We start from the raw sequence: 18764 nt of genomic DNA on the forward strand, positions 1-18764 counted from the left end.
GAGCACAGGCGAGGCAACCGCAGCTGCGAGAGCAAGCCCGACCGCCAAGGCAAGCCACGGAGACGCAATTGCCGCCATAACTGTCGATGCGATGAACCGACCGATGAGGAATGCAATCGTCGAGACTAGAGCGATGATTGCGAGGCTCAGCAGCTTTCGATTGGCCATCCACTGCGCAAAGTCTGCGCGCGCGGTGTCGATAAGACCTGCCGTACGTTCGAACTCCCGTGGAGCCCGCTTAGCCAAGCTAGGCCCAACCATGCGCATGCAAGTTACAGCGTAGTAACTAACGCCAGTGGCAGCGAGGTCCAATAATCCGTTCTTCGAAAGCCACCAACACAACGTGAACATAGATGCGACCGCCAAGAGAGTCGAGCAAACCTGCCAAACATGGGGCAGTTTGTCTGATGGCAACGCCCGAAGCAGAGGGTTGACATTCACAGCGTGCCTCCTGCATATGCGATGTTTTCTGGATCGCCCAGGTTCATGCTCATGAGCTCCACGCGATCGAACGAGGATTCCGGGAAGAGCTCGAGCACCTCAGTCGTCAAGCGGCGACCGGCATCGTAAAAGTCCTCTCCGTCACGGGCTTCTGTGCCGACGCTGATCTCAGCAGAGGTGTATCGCCCCGCTTCAAAGTCTTCCCAAGTCTCCTCCCCCTGCTCTTCCCAGTCCCTAGCTCGATGCAGTCGCGCTGCCGGTGAATGGTGGCCAAGCTGATCCAAAATTCGGAACAGTTCGTCTTCCATGTAAACGCGCTCAAAGGTCAACTGGACGGCGGCGGTGTGGTACTGAGTCATCAGATGTTCTCCTCTTCTGTTTCTGCGACCGGGGACAACCCAAGCCGTCTCCTGTACTCCTGATAAGGCGTGAAATCAGCTTGGACGAACTTCTCCACGCGGTGCTGCCAGAAGAGACACCGCCCCGCGGGGAACTTCGTCACCGCCTCAACAATCTCTGGACCAGCCAGCGGGTGAAGCATTCGGACCGCATCGGCATTATCGACGCCCATGGTGATTCGTGTTCCGAACTGGCCGCGGGAGTCTCCGTCAACGGTGCTCGCGTCCATTCGCTGAGTGATCAGCACGACGCGCATCCCACTCTTCGCCCCCTCAGAGACCAGCCGGCCTACTCTCCGTCGGATCTGCGGGGCAGTGCGCTCAGCAGGTTTAAGACCGTCGTCGTAAGCCGCCGCCTGGCGCAAGAGCCCGGCGTACTCCTCGAGCACGCAAACTCTCACCGGGAAGTCGACATCGAACGTCTCGTGCGCTGCGATACCCACATCGGTGAGCAGGTGAGCACGTTCATCCATCACCTGACACATCCGATCAAGCAGCGCGAGGGCGGCAGCCGGATCATCACCGAGCACGAAGTCACTGGGATCAACTCCGGCGGACTCAGCCAGCGGGCCAAGGAGCACCCGGTTCGGGTCAATACCAGAGACGTGAACCGCACCGGAATCAAACACTTGCCCTAATATCGTGTAAAGCAGTGCCGACTTCCCTGAGCGCGTCATGCCCTGAATCGCAATATGCGAGGGGTCCGCCAGATCAACAACGGCTTCTGTCCCGTCGTCGCACCGACCGATGACAATCCGCGTCGTCGTCGACGAACGAGCAGCCCTGATACCTCGCAACGCGTCATGCATAACCGCAGTCAGGCAGACCGTCATGGGATCCACGATTGACGCCCGGACGGGAAGACCGAACGCCGACCCCAACCGGTTCGACGCGGCGCAGATTTCTTCCGCCGCCTGGCCCGGAATCGTTCGAACCTGAACTTCAACGCCGAGAGGCACTGGCTTGGTGCTCTTCACCTTCGGTACTTCGACCCGAACGTGATCAATCCGACCCAGTTCTCGCGAGAGGTTCGCCCGACGGCACGTCTCGACCCAGTTCTTCCTCAACCGCCTGACAAGCCGACGCTGATCGTTATCAAACGTCGACAGCCTCGGCCTAGCGAAGATCGCATCCGGCTGGCGGAGGAGAATCACCACCGCGATCACGGTCCCCGCGGCCACATAGACGATTGCGACATTCATTGCCGCCAATTCGCTCACGGCCGCCGGGAACGAGGTGATAAATGGAACGACGGTTCCCATCCAGAACCAGACACCAAGGTAGGTCATGAGCATGATCGTCAGAGCCTTGAGAACTGCTTTCGACCGCAGCCTGTCCGCGGTCAGGACCACCCGATGGCTACTCATCACGAGTCACCTCACGGTCCTCTGCCGAATCAAACAAGGAGTCCCGAAGCCCACGCGAGGCAGCACGGGCTTCCTGCCCCTCAACCCACATCTTCCACGCGGCAAAACAGGCCTTGGTCCACCGCCGCCGATGGTCCGCGATTCCACGCATAAGCGTGGGCACGAACTTCCGAGCAAGCACCCACAGAATGCCCCCGACCACCACAGTGCCAGCTACGAGAGTCCAACCATCGGCGAGCAACAGAATCACCGCGCCAACTGCCACGATCGAGTGAACAGGGAATGCGATCACAGCGACGACAATGCCACTCGTGACCTTGAGTAACCTATTCATCCTTGACTCCATTCTCCCGAGCATTCAATGCCTCTGTAATAAGCTCGGCTATTAACGCGGACCGTGCCTGACCACCTTTCAGACTGGCATCAATTCGCTCGATTAGCAGCTGTGGCAATGAAATTCCGAGAGTTCGATTGAAACTCCTACTCATTTGCTCGCCTGTTTTGCCAACTGCTCAAATACCTGCTGAGCATTTCCGGCACCCCTCAAATGCTCGGCACCACGAATGGTTGAATTCACGGACCCATAATCTCCACCCCGCAAATCAGCGACGACATTAGTACCTTCGGCAATAACGACATCGTTAACATTGACCGACTCAACAGCTTGATCGGGAACCTCGAGAGTGAACTCTCCGACAGAACCAAACAAGGAGCCGAAAGCTCTGACACGAGTGATCGGACGTCCAAGTTCGTCTAGAACGCGCCTATCTGTCTTCTTCTCGTTCTCGTAAACAAACGCCGGCGTCACTCGGGTCACAAAAGCCGGAGTCGGCTCAAAAATCGGGATACTTGGATTTGCCATTCTGATTTCCTTTCGTCTGCCGCTCCTCCTGAACGAGGGGGGCTGACTTCACAAAATCATGTAGCAAATTGTTTGGCAACCAGCATTGTTGCAAGCATTTGTGCAAGCATTGGGGACACTGGGGACACTAGATATAAAGCCCCTAGAGACCCTAACGGGGGTGATGTTTCTATTGGCCCTGTTGGGCCGTACTCATCTTTCTAGTTGTGGACTTGCTCCAGGGCAGCGACGATTCCGTGCATTCCAGGCAATCCTCGTCGACCGTCGAGCCTCCAGTGGCCAGCCGGGGACCTGTTAGCTCCTCCGGATGCGCCGGTGATACTGGAGTCGATGGGGACAATGGTTCCAAAAGGTACAGTAGATCTGACGGGGATGGCGGGGCTGTCAAACCAATAAATGTGATATGCATCACACTTAACTGCTGTCCCGCTATCTGGACCACGCCGAGTACAGAACGCCTCGAGCTCGCCGATCTTCGCGGCGGTGGCGTCGACACATCGCCCCTCACCTGCCCATCCTCAAGCGCAACTTCCGATCCCGATCCGGCCTCGTTGCCTTTTTCGCTTCCAGTAAGTCTCGGTGCGCAACTTCATCGATACCGCAATCCGCCGGAGGAAAGGAACCCGGCAATAGCGTCTTCACTACGGCCTAATTCCCCGCTGCAGCTGCTTCCGGCACAACCGCAAGCAACTCCGATGCCGAGCGACGCAAAGTATCGTAGGCACGGCCATCTGCAAGCCACTGCACCGGAGCGGACTCCGTGTCATCGATGATCTCCTAGTGCGTCTTTTTACCTATTACTTGAAGAGTTCACCGCATGCGCAATGAGCCACTTCGACGACTTGGACCGCCGATAAAACCTCGACCGAATTCATATCTGTGGATCAGGCAGTCGCTACCCTCGAAGGTGATCTTGGCCGCTTCGGCCCCGCTTGCAATCACAAACAGGATCCATGTCGTGACGTCACTCTGGCACCCATCGCACCATAGACTGATGAGCCGACTTAACCTGTTCGAGAATGTGAGTCGCAATCGAAGAGATGCAGTTCGCTCCGCATCATCACGTGATGTACATACGCTGCCTGTGGAACAAGCAGCGCCGCAGTTTAGCCTTGGAGATCGCCTTTGGCGATTTTCTGATGTGCGGCTTGGATCTGCGAGCGATCGAGATCATTGATGAACGCCGAAGCGTATTGACCCTGCTCGGTCGTGGAAACACGGTGCCCCAGATCTTTGCGCGCAGCAATCATCGTTTTCTCCATTGAAGCCACCATGAGATTGACGGCGTCGGGGCCAAGCTCCCCGTCTCCCGCGGTGTTGAGCGCACTTGTCTCGCGAAACACATTCCACGCCTGCACGAACTCTTTGCTCCCGTAGAGGATCATCTGGGGTGTCAGTGACCGCATCTGGGATGCCCAGTCGTCAGCTAGGTCACCTTCGTCGCCGTTTGCAGAACTATTCATTATCTGCATGAACAGCTTGATTACAGTTTCGTAGAATTCTGTCCGTTTCTCCCGAATGGCTTGCTCACGGGAACGCTTCTTTTCCATCCCCCATTGAGTGATGAATGTGATTACTGGGACTGCGATGACACCGACTAGCGCAATAGTTGCTCCACGTGTGTCCCCATCCATCCTCTGCAGGGCGGAAAAGACAAGGGTGCCGAGAGTCCATGTCAGTATTACCGCAGCGACGACGACGAACAGAGTCAACAGTATTGCACCGGTCATCTTAAAAGCTTGTTTCACGTACTTTCCTTTCGCGATGACACGGAGCTGCTGACGGCCAGCCACATCTTTGACCATCACTGAACACACATCTTAGGCGAGCGGCCGAATCTAATGGGCAGAAGTGCTCGGTGCCTACTCGAATCCAACTAGCTTGTGCCGGACATGAACTCTCGTCTACGGTGTCCCATTTCCGTCGGCAGTCGGCGGCGGCATCCCTGGCAGTAGCATCTTTACCACACCCCAGTTACCTAAGCATGCAGCCTCCAACACAACTGCCAGCAGCTCCGGGTCCGACCGACGCAGCGAGTCATAGGCCCGGCCGTCGGCCACCCACCTGACCGGCGCAGCCTCGGTCTCCTCGATCAATTCCTCGTCAGACATCTCGCCCACGTCATATCGAGTTTTCAAGCCGCGAGACCAAGTGATCGCACGCCGGCCCTTCGTTCCCTCGTAGTACTCCACCCACAACCGGCGGCGTTGGGGGAGGGGTATCGGGTGATCAGGGTCGAGTAGTTCGAACGGCACGAAGTTGTCGCTACGACTCCGCTTCACGTCGGTCCGAGCAAGCTCAGCCGAGGCGTCCCACTTTTCCGTCTTGTGCTTCCCTTCTTCCTGCACCTTCGCCAGATACTTGCCGAGCACCTGACCATCCTCATCAACCCGCTGTACATCAGTCCCGTGCTCACGCGTCGGCAGCTTTCCCGTCGACTTGTGGACGAACCTCGCCCAACGGGTATGCAGCTCGTCCCCGAACGAAGCCACCTCCGTGTCAGACAGCTTGTCGTCACTGAAGAACAACGCGTGAACGTGTGGATGCCAGCCATTCGACCCATAGGTCACTTCAGTGCTGCGGACGTACCCCGAGACTCGATAGCGATCCCGCGCACCTTGTGCGGACTTTGAGCCGACCCACGCGCTTCCCTGCAGCAACTTCCGCCACGAACCAAGCACGGCATCCATGCCTTGCCTCAGCGAGTCGCCCTGATCATGGCGAATGGTTAGAGTCACGAACAATATTGACCCGCCTGCTGCATGATGAGCTTCGACTGCTTGCGAAATCTCTCGAGCACGTTCAGCTCGGATCACCGCCGAGCATAACGGGCATGCCCACACGGAAGAACACCGCTCAGTCCCGGAGAAGTGTGCGAGCTGACCATCAGAGTGCACCGATACGTTCTCGCCAATTCGCCAACCGCACCGAGCCGGACGAGGCGGACGCACCCAATCTGAATCCAGCAGCTCGCCGGTAGCTGAATCCGCGAACAAGCCATCACCTAGCTCCTCGATGGCCGAAGAGTCCACCGCATCGGCAATCAGCCACTTCGATGATTGCGACCGGCGAGCAAAACGCGACCGGCGTAGCCCCTCAACTTCAAGCCGATGACCGGTAGGGAAACTCTGTCCGCGATGTACCAAGGGCGGCTCTGCCGCTGCGCCTTCGTCGCGGCTGCGCGCGGCCGCAAGCGGCCGTGCTCGCGCTCCGAGGCTTGCAGCATCGCCGCCGTGGCCTCCTGCCACTGATGCCCGATCAAGGCGACCCGACTCCAACGAGGCTGATCTCTGACTGTGTCCGCGCTCTGGACTAAAATGATTCCGTGCAGATGACTGCATTCATCTGTAGGTGCTGGGGCTTGTGCCCCCGGCGTGCCCCGAGACCGAAACCAGCGGTCTCGGGGCTTTACCTTGCAACGTTTGTAACTGCCGAAACGGCTACTTATGTAGCAGTCGCCGCCCTCGTAATGAATAGGTCGCGGGTTCGATTCCCGCAGGCGGCTCGGCAACAGCCCCTCCCACCAGGACAGACTCTGGTTCGGGAGGGGCCTTCTCGTGGCCGCAGCGCCGTCAGGCGCGGACCCTCTCAGCCAGGAGGCCGAGCGAAGACGGTCTCACTTGCTTGGCAACCCGTCTGCAGGCTGCGGCTGAGGTCGTCAGTGGTGCTCACTCGGCTGACCATCAGACACAGCGCTTCGCCATCAACGGACGTCGTCGTGTGAAAGCTGCCTGGAGACATGACGATTCCCTGCCCCGGGCGGACCAGAAACCGAGTGACCGTTCCATTGTCGACATCGTCGCGGAACAGGTGCTGGACGATCATACCGGTGATCGGAATGAGCGCCTGCTCGGTGAGCAGATGCGCTTCGAAATCCTCCGGTGGCTCTGCGCGGTCGTACGATACCCACAGCAGATCGGTCGTTCCGCCGGCACCTGGTTCGAAAAGGGAAGCACGGAAGAACGAGGTCGCTGCTGACACGAATGCTGACGAACCGGGCACCTGCTGGGCGTGGAAATCCATCAGCCTGCCGAATGGCGCGAAGGCTTCCGGCGTCAGCTCGAGCATTCCGTCCCCCGCGAGGTCGGAGTTCTCGGTCCGGCCCAAGTTCACGTGAGAGCGAGAAGGAGACTTCACGGTTCACTTCACCCGACCGGCTCAGGCATCTTTTCCACGGTGTAGGACATTTCGATGCTGTCCTCGGTGCGCGGGTCGAACAGGCGCACTCGCCAGCGTGAGGCGAACTGGTCAACACCTTCGGCCATGGGGATGGTGCCAGAGATGAGGACGGTGCCCGGCTGCGCGACCTCCTTGGCCTTGAGTTCGTCCAGCCAATAGCTCGGAGGCAGCAGATCGGCGAAGCTTCCATCCTGAAGCTGTGATTCGACGCCACCCGCATCAGTGACGAAGGACTCGATGAGGATCTCGTCGATGTGATCGGCAATTTCCTCATAGACCCATGCACGCTTGGCCAGAATGTTCGGTGCAGCGTTCTTGCTCCATGCCACTCCATACACTTCGAGGTCGCGATCGGTCTGATCGCTGGCTGCGGTGATGAGTACGCCGCGGTCCGATACGACCAGCGCCCATTCCGCCTCTCCAGAAGACTGTCCGTGCTGGACCGTCACGGTCTCAGCCTGCTGAGCAAGGTAAGGAGACACGGGGTATAGGGCGGGCACCTGGCTGGGGCCAGGTACTCCGAGTGCGGCCAACTCGTCAATGTGATGCTGAACCGCTTCTTGGTTTCGACCGGCATAGCCCGCATTGAGAAGCCTGTCGACGTGTACGTCAACGGTGGTCTTGTCCGGGAGTTCGAAGGTGAGCATCGTGTGTTCTTCCTTGTCGTCGATGAGGTTTCGCTTGATGTTGTCTCATTGTATACAGCCTGTATACTGATAGCGCAATCACAGTTCTTGCCGCAGAGTCGCAGGCGAGGATTTTCCAGACAGATGAAAAGGATTGCTATGCAGAGTGCATCAACAACCCGTCCGCCGGTGGCGCGGAAGGATCTCATCAAGGCTTTCGCCGCCAGCCTGAGCGGCACCACGCTCGAGTGGTATGACTTCGCCATCTATTCGGCAGCGGCGGCCATCGTCTTCCCCGTGCTTTTCTTCCCTTCGGGCGACCCGATGGTCGGCGTGCTATTGGCCTTCTCGACCTATGCAGTCGGCTACGTCTCTCGGCCGTTGGGCGGAATCATCTTCGGCCGCCTCGGCGACAAAGTCGGCCGGAAGAAGGTCCTGGTCTGGACTCTTGTGCTCATCGGAATCTCGACATGTCTCATCGGCATCCTGCCGACCTACCAGAGCATCTCCCTGTGGGCTCCGCTCTTCCTGGTGCTCCTGCGCTTCGCTCAGGGCATCGGCGTCGGCGGTGAATGGGGTGGCGCTGTCCTCCTGTCGAGCGAATACGGAGATCCGCGCTACCGCGGCTTCTGGTCGTCAGCTGCTCAGATCGGACCTCCGGCCGGCAACCTCATGGCCAATGGTGCCTTTGCGGGGCTGACTCTCGCCCTCAGCGAAGAGCAGTTTTTCGCTTGGGGTTGGCGTGTGGCTTTCCTCGTGTCGGCAGTGCTCGTGCTCTTCGGCCTGTGGATCCGCCTCAAGCTCGAAGACACCCCGGTCTTCAAAGCAGTCGAACAGTCGGGCGAGCGTCCCGAGAAGCCGATCACCGAACTTCTGCAGACCGAGTCACGCCCGCTGCTCTCGGCGATCCTCGCCCGAATCGGTCCTGATGTCACTTACGCACTCTTCACGGTGTTCACCCTCGCTTACGGCACGATTGTGCTCGACCTCGACCGGACAACGGTGCTGGGTGCGGTCATGCTCGGCTCAGCTTTCCAGATCATCTGCATCCCGCTGGCTGGCTACCTCTCGGACATCATCAACCGACGTCTTGTCTATGGTGTCGCTGCGGTGGGCGCAGTGGCGTGGACCTTCGTTTTCTTCATCAAGCTCGAAGCAGGAGACGCCACCTGGATGTACATCGGCATTCCCGTCGGACTGTTCTTCCACTCGCTCATGTACGGGCCGCAGGCGGCGTTCGTCGTCGAGCAGTTCACACCTCGACTGAGGTACACAGGTTCGTCATTGGCATACACGATCGCCGGTGTTCTCGGCGGGGCGATCGCTCCGATGATGTTCACGCTGCTGCTCGACAACACCGGAACCTGGGTCTGGGTGGCCGTGTACTTGACCGGAGCCGTGACTCTCACGCTGATCGGTCTGATCATGGGACGCAACAACAACGTGCAGGAGGACGTCGAACATCTTGAGAAGCTTGCAGCCGCGCAGGGCTCGGCGGACTCCGTCGATGAGGTGACTGCGAGTCGTTGAGTTCGATGAGCCATGTGCTCCGGCGGCCCGCGGCTGCCGGAGCACTGTGCGTCAGGCGGGGGTGCAGAGTCATCGACGACTGCGAAGCCAGACATCGAGTAGGCGGCCCGAGAAGAGAGCCTGCTCGTCGAGGTCCGAGGTTCTCAGCGGGAGAGCAGTAGGTTCTGAGTTTGTGCGATGTGTTCGCGGATCGCCGCGGCGGTGGCATCGTAGTCGCCGGATTTCATGGCCTCGAGTATCCGAGAATGCTCCTCGAGTACCTGCGTTGGTCGGTCGGCGCTTGTCCACGTCGCAGAGATTCCGAAGCGGACGTGCTTGACTCGCAGGCGGGTATAGATGTCGCTGAGCACACGATTTCCTGCAGCGTCGACCATCGATGCGTGAAAGCGCTGATCGAGACTGATGAAATCGGGAATCGTATCAGGAGAAACGGGAAGCTCCACCTGCTGGCGATAGAGATCGTCCATGACTGCAACCGGTATTTCACCGGAATCCAGGATCTGTCGAGCTGTGTCGAGCTCGATCATCTGTCGTACTTCCATCGTCTCGCGGATCTCACGATCGTCACTGGGGCGAATATACGCTCCGCGATGCGGAATGAGATCGACGAGCCCGTCGGAAGCAAGCATGATGAGCGCTTCGCGGATCGGAGTCCGGGACAGGCCGAAACGTTTGACCAGATCCCCCTCGGTCAGGAAGGTTCCTTGAATCGCAGGATCCGTCAGGACGAGGTCACGCAGGCGCTCATAGGCTGTCCGGCGTGCGGCTGGACCTGACGAAGTTTGCATACAACCCACCTTAGTCGTTTGCTGGACAACCAGCATTCGCCGCACAGAAGACATTCGATTCAACCATGGAAACAGAGGAGAGAGACATGAAGATCGCGTTGGTTCAGATGAACTCGACGGGAGACCCGCAGGCGAACCTCGACAAGGTCGCAGACCACACTGCGGCTGCAGCGAGTGAAGGGGCGCAGCTCGTTGTCTTCCCCGAAGCCACACAGATCGCTTTCGGGCACGACTTGGCGCGCGCGGCTGCGGACGACGAGGGTGGGTGGATTCAGTCGATTACCGAGATCGCATGGAAGAACGAAACTGTGATCGCCGTGGGCGTCTTCCGCCCAGGCGACAACGGGACCGTGACCAATAGTCTCGTTGTCCGCGGTGTCGATGACGGTCGAGAGATCAGCGCCGACTACGACAAGGTCCATCTCTACGATGCCTTCGGCCACCGCGAATCGGACTCGGTGACCGCAGGGGAGTCGGTTCGCACATTCCGCCTCGGCGATCTGACCTTCGGCCTGGCGATCTGCTACGACGTGCGATTCCCCGCATTGTTCACCGCTCAAGCGCGAGCGGGAGCGGATGCGATCATCCTCGCGACCTCGTGGGGCGCCGGTCCGGGCAAGGTTGAACAGTGGAAGCTCTTGGGCCCAGCCAGGGCATTGGACTCCACAGCTTATGTGCTCGCCTGTGACCAGGCGGATCCCGCGGTTACGGAAGCACCGGCGCAGGAAGGAAGTCCGACGGGGATCGGCCATTCGTATGTGGCTGCTCCGAACGGTGAATTGCTCGCCGAGGCGGGGCGCGGTGAAGAGATCATCTTCGCCGACATCGACCCGGCCAGAATCACGGGCATCCGCGCTACACTGCCCGTTCTCAATAACTCGCGTCTGGAGAAGGACATTCGCGTCGAAAGCATTTGAAGGGAGGTCTTCAGCCGGTTGATTGCCGGAGCGCCCATCGCGGGCGGACAAGCGACAGCCCCTCTCGATCCAACGCACATGCTGGATCGAGAGGGGCTGATGCATCTCTACTTGCGTCCTCGGCCTGTAGGCGAATCGTCAGGTGCTCAGCGCTTCTTCACCGGTTTGAACGACGTCGAGCACTTCCACGTCGTCTTGCCCTTCTTCGCGGTGACGGTCACGGAAACCTTCTTGCCGGGGGTAGCCCCGGAGATGTAGTACTTCAAAGAGGCCTTGCCCTTCTTCGAAGCGGTGGCCTTCTTCTTCGTCTTCGTCGTCTTGTAGTGGGCCAGGGTCTCGACCTTGGCCTTCGAGCCGACCTTCGAGACGTTGACCCAGGTGTTGGAGTACTGGCGGGGCTTCGAATTCGACATCTTCACTGCGCATTTCTTCGTCGCAGCTTCGGCGGGTGCCGCGTCGACGGCGATGGGGCCGGCGAGCAGGCCGACTGCAAGGGTCAGTGCCATGAGCTTCGAACCCGTCTTTGTGCGGGCAGGGGTGGTCAAAGACATGATTCTCCAAGGGGTTCCGAGTTGATGCGTCGACTTATCATAATCACGTCTGTCGTCGAAAGGAAACGCGGAATATTCGACAACTGAGGAAGTTGCGGAAGTGCGAGTGTATGACCGAATTCACTCTGCTTGCGCCGGCGCTCGTGCGTGTGTTGCCCGTCACTCGAAACTGGGACACAATGGGGGTGCGAATATTACTGAACGATCGATCAGATCTTATGGTCGGTCTTCCATCCAGACTGTGAGGAACACATGAGCGAAGCGTTCATCTATGACGCAGTGCGCACCCCACGCGGCAAGAACCGCGGCGGAGCGCTGCACAGCGTCAAACCCATCGATCTCGTGACCGGACTCATCGACGCCATTCGCGAGCGCAACCCCGATCTCGACGACAAAGCCATCGACGACATCGTCCTCGGCGTCGTGTCCCCGGTCGGCGAGCAAGGGTCGGATATCGCCCGCGTCGCCGCCATCGTTGCCGGCCTCGACGAGTCCGTCGCCGGCGTTCAGGTCAACCGCTTCTGCGCCTCCGGGCTCGAAGCCGTCAACATCGCCGCCCAGAAGGTCGGCTCCGGATTCGAGAACCTCGTCCTCGCCGGAGGCGTCGAATCGATGTCCCGTGTGCCGCTGGGATCCGACGGCGGAGCATGGGCGCAGGATCCGACGACGAACTATGACACGTACTTCGTGCCCCAGGGAATCGGTGCCGACCTCATCGCCACTACAGAGGGCTTCAACCGGGCAGACGTGGATGCCTTCGCCGCCGAATCGCAGAAGCGTGCCGCTGCTGCCTGGGAGAACAACCTCTTCGAAAACTCGATCATCCCGGTCAAGGACATCAACGGCATCACTGTGCTCGACCGCGATGAGCACATGCGTCCCGGCTCGACCGTCGAATCGCTGTCGCAGCTGCCACCGGCCTTCGCCAAGCTCGCGGCACAGACCGGATTCGACGAGGTGGCTCTGCAGAAGTACCACTGGATCGAAGCCATCGACCACGTCCACACCGCCGCGAACTCCTCCGGAATCGTCGACGGCGCCTCGCTGGTCATCCTCGGCGACGAGGAAGTCGGCCAGAAGATGGGGATGAAACCCCGTGCCCGCATCGTCTCCACCGCGGTCACCGGCTCGGAACCCACGATCATGCTCACCGGTCCGACTCCGGCAACGAAGAAGGCTCTCGACAAAGCTGGCATGACCGTCGATGACATCGATCTGTTCGAACTCAACGAGGCATTCGCAGCCGTCGTGCTCAAGTGGATGAAGGATCTCAACATCCCCCACGAGAAGGTCAACGTCAACGGAGGAGCCATCGCCATGGGCCACCCGCTGGGAGCCACCGGCGCCATGATTCTGGGCACTGTCCTCGACGAACTCGAGCGCCGCGACCTCAAGCGTGGACTCGTCACCCTGTGCATCGGCGCAGGCATGGGCATCGCGACGATCATCGAAAGGGTCTGACATGACGAACACTGAAACCACAGCTGCCGACTACCAGCGCAACACCGATGCCGATGGCATCGTCACCGTCGTCATCGACGAGCCGGGTGCCAAGGTCAACACCATGAACGACTACTTCGCAGCCGCCCTCGAGGCGACCGTGGAGTGGCTCGAAGCCAATGTCGATGACATCACCGGCGTCGTGCTGACCTCTCCGAAGAAGACCTTCTTCGCCGGCGGAAACCTCAACAAACTGCGTGCGGCCGATCCGGCCAATGCCGAAGAGGAATTCGCGACCGTCGAAGACCTCAAGAAGGTGCTGCGTCGCCTCGAGACCTTCGGCAAGCCGGTCGTCGCCGCCCTCGGCGGTGCGGCACTGGGCGGCGGACTCGAACTCGCCCTGGCCGCTCATCACCGGATCGCCGCCGATGACAACCCGAGCGCCCGCTTCGGCTTCCCCGAGGTCTCACTCGGCCTGCTGCCCGGCGGCGGCGGAGTCGCCCGATCGGTGCGCATGCTCGGCATCCAGACCGCACTTCAGAAGGCCATCCTGCCGTCGACGAAGTTCAAAGCCGCCGACGCCCAGGCGCTCGGTCTCATCGACGAACTCGCCCCCGCGGCCGAACTCGAATCCAAGGCCAAGGCCTGGATCAAGTCCAACCCCGAGGCTGTGCAGCCGTGGGACGTCAAGGGCTTCAAGATCCCCGGCGGCTCCCCGTCCTCTCCGAAGATCGGCGCCATGCTTCCCGCACTGCCGTCCTTGCTGCGCAAGCAGGGCAAGGGTGCGCCGATGCCGGCTCCCCGGGCCGTGGTCGCCGCTGCGGTCGAAGGCGCACTGGTCGACATCGACACCGCGCTGACGGTCGAATCCCGCTACTTCGTCAACGTCACCCACACACCGGTGGCGAAGAACATGATCAAGGCGTTCTTCTTCGACCTCGGCCACATCAACTCCGGCGGCTCGCGCCCTGATGGCTTCGAGCCTCGTCAGGTGAAGAAGCTCGGCGTGATCGGTGCCGGAATGATGGGGGCGGCGATCGCCTACAGTGCAGCGAAGTCCGGTATCGAGGTCGTGCTCAAAGACGTCGAGCTCGCCAATGCGGAGAAGGGCAAGGCCTACGCCGCCAAGCGTGAGGAATCGGCCCAGGCCAAGGGCAAGACCACCGAGGCGAAGTCGCAGGCTGTCCTCGACCGGATCACCCCGAGCGCCTCGGCCGAGGATTTCGCCGGTGTCGACTTCGTCATCGAGGCGGTCTTCGAATCCGTCGATCTCAAGCAGAAGGTGTTCCAGGAGATCCAGGACATCGTCGAACCTGATGCCGTCCTCGGTTCGAACACCTCGACCCTGCCGATCACCGATCTGGCCAAGGGCGTCACCCGGGACAAGGACTTCATCGGCGTCCACTTCTTCTCGCCGGCCGACAAGATGCCGCTGGTCGAGATCATCTGCGGTGAGAACACCTCCGACGAGGTCCTCGCCCGCACCTTCGACCTCGTGCAGCAGATCCGAAAGACACCGATCGTCGTCAACGACTCGCGCGGATTCTTCACCTCCCGCGTCATCGGCACCTTCATCGCCGAGGCGGTCGCCGCCGTCGGTGAAGGCGTGGAGCCGGCCAGCGTGGAACAGGCGGCACTGCAGGCCGGATACCCCACCGGTGCCCTGCAGCTGCTCGACGAACTGACGCTGACCCTGTCGCAGAAGATCAACAAGGAGACCCGCGACGCGGTCGAGGCCGCAGGCGGAACCTGGGTCGCCCACCCCTCCGAAGCCGTCTTCGACTGGATGGTCGAGCAGGGACGGACCGGACGCAAGGACGGCGCCGGCTTCTACGACTACGACGAGAACGGCAAGCGCACCACGCTGTGGCAGGGTGTGCGCGAGAAGTACGAGTCCGGGTCGAACGATCAGCCCTTCGCCGATCTGCAGGAGCGGATGCTCTTCGCCGAGGCGATCGAAACGATCAAATGCCTCGACGAGGGTGTGCTCACCTCGGTGCCGGACGCGAACATCGGTTCGATCTTCGGCATCGGATTCCCCGCCTGGACCGGCGGTGTCCTCCAGTACGTCAACCAGTACGAAGGCGGACTGGCCGGCTTCGTCGACCGGGCGAATGATCTGGCCGCGAAATACGGCGAGCACTTCACACCGCCGGCCTCGCTGGTCGAACGTGCGAAGACCGGGGAGACCTACGAGTAAGAGGTGGCCCCTGGAATAGCCTGATGGCCTTCCGGTGTTGTCCAGTCACACTGAGACTTCAGTTTCACTGACATCTACCGGAAGGCCATTGCTATGCGCGCCGCCGTCTACGACGCCTACACCGAGAACTTCGACGACATCACCGTCCGCGAGCTGCCCGATCCGAAGCTGCCGCCCGCCTCGGTGCTCATCGAAGTCAAGGCCGCCGGAGTCAACCCGGTCGACTGGAAGCTCGTCGGCGGGCACCTCGACCCGTTCATGCCCACACAGTTCCCCGTCACCCCGGGCTGGGACGTCGCCGGTGTCGTCGTCGGACTCGGCTTCGACACCCCGGAATTCTCCATCGGCGATGAGGTCGTCGCCTATGCACGCAAGGACGTGCTCGGCGGCGGAACCTTCGCCGAGAAGGTCGCCGTCCCCGTGCGTGCGGTCGCCCCGAAGCCGAAGAGTTTGAGCTGGGAACAGGCGGGCGGACTGCCGTTGGCCGGCGGCACCGCTCTGCGGACCCTCGAGTCCCTCGGCGAGCTGGAGGGCAAGACCGTGCTCATCCACGGTGCCTCCGGGGGAGTGGGCAGCTTCGCCGTGCAGATCGCCCGGGCCGCCGGAGCGAGAGTCATCGGCACCGCGTCGGAGACCAATCATGAATACCTGCGGGGACTCGGCGCCGAACCCGTGACCTACGGCGACGGTCTCGTCGAGCGCGTCCTCGGGGCCGCCGGCGGCAAAGTCGACAGGGTCGCGGACTTCGTCGGGGGAGTCCTCGACGACACACTGGCCGTGCTCGCCGAGGGTGGGGCGCACGCCTCGGTGGCCGATCCCAGCGTCGCCGAGCACGGCGGACGCTACATCTGGGTGCGTCCCGACGGCTCCGAGACTGCTCGCCTCGGTCTCCTCGTCGACGAAGGCAAACTCACCGTCGACGTCGCCGGCACCTACGGCCTCGAGCAGGTTCCGCAGGCCTTCAAGGACAGCGCCACCGGACACGTCCGCGGCAAGCTCGTCATCGTGCCCTGAGCATCAGCTTTACCGTCCTCGGAGATCGAAATATCGCCGAGGCGGGACTCGGCTGATCCAGTGATCAGCTGAGTCCCAGCGCCGCGGCAGCAGCGGCGCGCAATTCCACCCCCACCACCTCGGCGCTGGAGCGGCGAGCCTGGTGCGGGGTCGAATTCATCATCCCGAACGCCGCATGCACGCGCACAGTGGCCGACTCCAGCGTCCACACCGGGTGGGCGGCCTCGACGACCTCCGCCCACCGACTGACATAGGAACGCTGGAGACGGCGCACGGTCCGTCGCGATTCGTCCGGCAGCGCCTCGAGGTCACGGTCCTGGATGCGGATGAGCTCGGGCTCACTCATGGCGAAGTCGACATGGAAGTCGATGAGACGCCGCAGGGTCAGGGCCGCCTCGGTGGGGGAGATCCCCGACGCGGTGTCCCACGCCGCGGAGACGATCTCCTCGCCTCCGGACTGCAGATAGGCGGAGATGCCGACGAGGAGCTCCTCGAGCACAGCCTCCTTCGACGAAAAGTGTCGGTAGACCGCCGGCGCCGAGATCCCCGCGCCCTTGCCCAGGTCGTCGAGGCGCACCCCATGGAAGCCGTGCCGGGCATAGAGCGTCTTCGCGACCTCGAGCAGCTGCTCGCGTCTGGCCGCCTTCGCTGCTGCCCTCGCCGTCGGCTTGGCCTCGTCCGAGATCGACATCCGGCCTCCTTCCCTGAGCCTGATGCCCACCGTCGCGGACGACGTCGGTGCGGTCTGGCTCGTGCGTTGTCAGTTCTGCCTGTGAGCAGTATCATAGCAGTCAGTTAAGAATCATTAACTGAAATGAGGATGGAATGAGAGCAGTGGGAACTGCGGTCAGTCCGGCGACGGGGCAGGTCAACTCCGAGGCCCACGCCGAACTCATCGCTGAACTCCGGGAGCGCATTGCGGCCACAGCCCGCGGCGGTTCCGAGAAGTCCAGACAGCGCCATATCGATCGCGGAAAGCTGCTGCCGCGTGAGCGCGTCGAGCATCTCCTCGACCCCGGCACGCCCTTCCTCGAACTCTCTCCGCTGGCCGCCAACGGCATGTACGACGACGCCAGCCCGGGCGCCGGAATCATCACCGGAATCGGGCGGGTCGCCGGCCGCGAATGCGTGATCGTGGCCAATGACGCCACCGTCAAGGGCGGAACCTACTACCCGGTGACCGTGAAGAAGCACCTCCGGGCTCAGGAAGTCGCCAAAGAGAACAGCCTTCCGTGCATCTACCTCGTCGACTCCGGTGGCGCGAACCTGCCGAATCAGGACGACGTCTTCCCCGACCGAGAGCACTTCGGTCGCATCTTCTTCAACCAGGCCACACTCTCCGCTTCCGGCATCCCGCAGCTGGCCGCCGTCATGGGCTCCTGCACCGCCGGCGGCGCCTACGTCCCCGCGATGGCCGACGAGTCGATCATCGTCTCCGAGCAGGGCACGATCTTCCTCGGAGGCCCGCCCCTGGTCAAGGCCGCCACCGGTGAGGAAGTCACCGCCGAGGAGCTCGGCGGCGGAGCGCTGCACTCCCGGGTCTCCGGCGTCACCGACCACCTCGCGGCCAATGATCCCCATGCACTGGAGATCATGCGGGACATCGTCTCGACTCTCGGGCCGAAGAGCTCTCCGAACTGGGACGTCATCGAATCCCGCCTGCCGGCGCACTCGCCGGAGGAGCTGACCTCGGTGGTGCCGGTGGACTCGCGCACACCGTATGACGTCCGCGAGGTCATCGCCCGCCTCGTCGACGGATCCGAGTTCCACGAGTTCAAAGCCGAGTACGGCACGAGCCTCGTCACCGGATTCGCTCACCTCGACGGACACCCCGTCGGCATCATCGCCAACAACGGAATCCTCTTCGGCGAATCCGCGCAGAAGGGCGCCCACTTCATCGAGCTCTGCGACCAGCGCAGCGTGCCCTTGGTGTTCCTGCAGAACATCTCCGGATTCATGGTCGGCCGCGACTACGAAGCCGGCGGCATCGCCAAACACGGTGCGAAGATGGTCAACGCCGTCGCCACCGCCCGCGTCCCGAAGTTCACCGTCGTCATCGGCGGCTCCTTCGGCGCCGGCAACTACTCGATGTGCGGCCGCGCGTACTCCCCGCGTTTCCTGTGGATGTGGCCCAATGCCCGCATCTCCGTGATGGGCGGCGAACAGGCCGCCAGCGTGCTCTCGACCGTCAGGCGCGACCAGCTCGAGGCCCGCGGCGAGGAGTGGAGCGCCGAGGCCGAAGACACGTTCAAACAGCCCATCCGCGACCAGTACGAAGCCCAGGGAAACCCGTACTACTCGACGGCTCGCCTGTGGGATGACGGAATCATCGAACCCGGTGACACCCGCCAGGTACTGGCACTGGCCCTCGAACTCGCCCGCTTCGGACCGATGGAACGCCCGCTGAATGCCAGCGGCTACGGCGTCTTCAGAATGTGAGCCCCACCATGA

General features: G+C 61.4%; 16 protein-coding genes. 6 read left to right on the forward strand and 10 right to left on the reverse strand.

The window, feature by feature from the left end; all coding sequences use genetic code 11:
• Window positions 1-437 precede the first annotated feature (437 nt).
• The 7 genes from AC3CD9_RS01440 to AC3CD9_RS01470 form a co-directional block, all read right to left on the reverse strand.
• Entirely contained in the window at window positions 438-800 is a 363-nt protein-coding gene (locus AC3CD9_RS01440) for a hypothetical protein (protein WP_488365975.1), read from the reverse strand.
• Window positions 800-2206: an FtsK/SpoIIIE domain-containing protein gene (locus tag AC3CD9_RS01445; protein ID WP_488367485.1), complete on the reverse strand. Its 1407-nt coding sequence runs from the start codon at window positions 2204-2206 to the stop codon at window positions 800-802. The genes AC3CD9_RS01440 and AC3CD9_RS01445 overlap by 1 nt, the downstream gene beginning before the upstream one ends.
• A 484-nt stretch (window positions 2207-2690) precedes the next feature.
• The gene (locus AC3CD9_RS01450) at window positions 2691-3068 is read right to left on the reverse strand and encodes a hypothetical protein (protein ID WP_488365976.1); all 378 of its coding nucleotides are present in this window, start codon (window positions 3066-3068) and stop codon (window positions 2691-2693) included.
• Between the two features lie 1106 nt (window positions 3069-4174).
• Window positions 4175-4876 (reverse strand): hypothetical protein, encoded by a 702-nt coding sequence (locus AC3CD9_RS01455; RefSeq protein WP_488365977.1) that lies wholly within the window; start codon window positions 4874-4876, stop codon window positions 4175-4177.
• A gap of 96 nt (window positions 4877-4972) precedes the next feature.
• Window positions 4973-6409: a protein rep gene (locus AC3CD9_RS01460; RefSeq protein WP_488365978.1), complete on the reverse strand. Its 1437-nt coding sequence runs from the start codon at window positions 6407-6409 to the stop codon at window positions 4973-4975.
• Window positions 6410-6656: 247 nt separating this feature from the next.
• Window positions 6657-7205, reverse strand: coding sequence for an ureidoglycolate lyase (locus tag AC3CD9_RS01465; protein WP_488365979.1), 549 nt, complete (start codon window positions 7203-7205; stop codon window positions 6657-6659).
• An 8-nt stretch (window positions 7206-7213) separates the two neighbouring features.
• A complete protein-coding gene (locus AC3CD9_RS01470) occupies window positions 7214-7894 on the reverse strand; it encodes a DUF2848 domain-containing protein (protein WP_488365980.1) in 681 nt (226 codons plus the stop codon).
• Window positions 7895-8032: 138 nt separating this feature from the next.
• On the opposite strand from AC3CD9_RS01470, the gene AC3CD9_RS01475 reads away from it, so the two are divergent.
• Window positions 8033-9403, forward strand: coding sequence for an MFS transporter (locus tag AC3CD9_RS01475; RefSeq protein WP_488365981.1), 1371 nt, complete (start codon window positions 8033-8035; stop codon window positions 9401-9403).
• A 143-nt stretch (window positions 9404-9546) separates the two neighbouring features.
• On the opposite strand, the gene AC3CD9_RS01480 is transcribed toward AC3CD9_RS01475, so the two are convergent.
• Complete coding sequence (locus AC3CD9_RS01480) at window positions 9547-10227, reverse strand: GntR family transcriptional regulator (protein WP_488365983.1); 681 nt, start codon at window positions 10225-10227, stop codon at window positions 9547-9549.
• Between the two features lie 50 nt (window positions 10228-10277).
• Here AC3CD9_RS01480 and AC3CD9_RS01485 point away from each other — a divergent pair, with 50 nt between their 5' ends.
• Window positions 10278-11108 carry a carbon-nitrogen hydrolase family protein gene (locus AC3CD9_RS01485; protein ID WP_488365984.1) on the forward strand — a complete coding sequence of 277 codons (831 nt, stop codon included), beginning with the start codon at window positions 10278-10280 and terminating at the stop codon, window positions 11106-11108.
• Window positions 11109-11254: 146 nt separating this feature from the next.
• Here AC3CD9_RS01485 and AC3CD9_RS01490 read toward each other — a convergent pair whose 3' ends face one another.
• Complete coding sequence (locus tag AC3CD9_RS01490) at window positions 11255-11659, reverse strand: hypothetical protein (protein ID WP_488365985.1); 405 nt, start codon at window positions 11657-11659, stop codon at window positions 11255-11257.
• 252 nt (window positions 11660-11911) lie between these two features.
• On the opposite strand from AC3CD9_RS01490, the gene AC3CD9_RS01495 reads away from it, so the two are divergent.
• From AC3CD9_RS01495 to AC3CD9_RS01505, 3 genes are all read left to right on the forward strand, one after another.
• Window positions 11912-13120, forward strand: a complete 1209-nt coding sequence (locus AC3CD9_RS01495; protein WP_488365986.1) for an acetyl-CoA C-acetyltransferase — start codon at window positions 11912-11914, stop codon at window positions 13118-13120.
• A 1-nt stretch (window position 13121) separates the two neighbouring features.
• Window positions 13122-15299, forward strand: coding sequence for a 3-hydroxyacyl-CoA dehydrogenase NAD-binding domain-containing protein (locus tag AC3CD9_RS01500; RefSeq protein ID WP_488365988.1), 2178 nt, complete (start codon window positions 13122-13124; stop codon window positions 15297-15299).
• Window positions 15300-15392: 93 nt separating this feature from the next.
• Window positions 15393-16313 carry an NADP-dependent oxidoreductase gene (locus AC3CD9_RS01505; RefSeq protein ID WP_488365989.1) on the forward strand — a complete coding sequence of 307 codons (921 nt, stop codon included), beginning with the start codon at window positions 15393-15395 and terminating at the stop codon, window positions 16311-16313.
• 64 nt (window positions 16314-16377) lie between these two features.
• Here the strand turns inward: AC3CD9_RS01505 and AC3CD9_RS01510 are convergent, their stop codons facing one another.
• Window positions 16378-17004, reverse strand: coding sequence for a TetR/AcrR family transcriptional regulator (locus tag AC3CD9_RS01510; protein ID WP_488365990.1), 627 nt, complete (start codon window positions 17002-17004; stop codon window positions 16378-16380).
• 134 nt (window positions 17005-17138) lie between these two features.
• Between AC3CD9_RS01510 and AC3CD9_RS01515 the strand changes: the two genes are divergently transcribed.
• Window positions 17139-18752, forward strand: coding sequence for a carboxyl transferase domain-containing protein (locus tag AC3CD9_RS01515; protein WP_488365991.1), 1614 nt, complete (start codon window positions 17139-17141; stop codon window positions 18750-18752).
• Window positions 18753-18764 lie beyond the last annotated feature (12 nt).

Source organism: Brevibacterium sp. MGP-B1 (genome assembly GCF_057766545.1).

What these genes read in the sequence shown, in the direction of transcription:
- AC3CD9_RS01440 (WP_488365975.1), bottom strand. Translation starts at nt 800, where the DNA reads ATGACTCAGTACCACACCGCCGCCGTCCAGTTGACCTTTGAGCGCGTT.
- AC3CD9_RS01445 (WP_488367485.1), bottom strand. Translation starts at nt 2,206, where the DNA reads ATGAGTAGCCATCGGGTGGTCCTGACCGCGGACAGGCTGCGGTCGAAA.
- AC3CD9_RS01450 (WP_488365976.1), bottom strand. Translation starts at nt 3,068, where the DNA reads ATGGCAAATCCAAGTATCCCGATTTTTGAGCCGACTCCGGCTTTTGTG.
- AC3CD9_RS01460 (WP_488365978.1), bottom strand. Translation starts at nt 6,409, where the DNA reads ATGCAGTCATCTGCACGGAATCATTTTAGTCCAGAGCGCGGACACAGT.
- AC3CD9_RS01470 (WP_488365980.1), bottom strand. Translation starts at nt 7,894, where the DNA reads ATGCTCACCTTCGAACTCCCGGACAAGACCACCGTTGACGTACACGTC.
- AC3CD9_RS01475 (WP_488365981.1), top strand. Translation starts at nt 8,033, where the DNA reads ATGCAGAGTGCATCAACAACCCGTCCGCCGGTGGCGCGGAAGGATCTC.
- AC3CD9_RS01480 (WP_488365983.1), bottom strand. Translation starts at nt 10,227, where the DNA reads ATGCTGGTTGTCCAGCAAACGACTAAGGTGGGTTGTATGCAAACTTCG.
- AC3CD9_RS01485 (WP_488365984.1), top strand. Translation starts at nt 10,278, where the DNA reads ATGAAGATCGCGTTGGTTCAGATGAACTCGACGGGAGACCCGCAGGCG.
- AC3CD9_RS01490 (WP_488365985.1), bottom strand. Translation starts at nt 11,659, where the DNA reads ATGTCTTTGACCACCCCTGCCCGCACAAAGACGGGTTCGAAGCTCATG.
- AC3CD9_RS01495 (WP_488365986.1), top strand. Translation starts at nt 11,912, where the DNA reads ATGAGCGAAGCGTTCATCTATGACGCAGTGCGCACCCCACGCGGCAAG.
- AC3CD9_RS01500 (WP_488365988.1), top strand. Translation starts at nt 13,122, where the DNA reads ATGACGAACACTGAAACCACAGCTGCCGACTACCAGCGCAACACCGAT.
- AC3CD9_RS01505 (WP_488365989.1), top strand. Translation starts at nt 15,393, where the DNA reads ATGCGCGCCGCCGTCTACGACGCCTACACCGAGAACTTCGACGACATC.
- AC3CD9_RS01510 (WP_488365990.1), bottom strand. Translation starts at nt 17,004, where the DNA reads ATGTCGATCTCGGACGAGGCCAAGCCGACGGCGAGGGCAGCAGCGAAG.
- AC3CD9_RS01515 (WP_488365991.1), top strand. Translation starts at nt 17,139, where the DNA reads ATGAGAGCAGTGGGAACTGCGGTCAGTCCGGCGACGGGGCAGGTCAAC.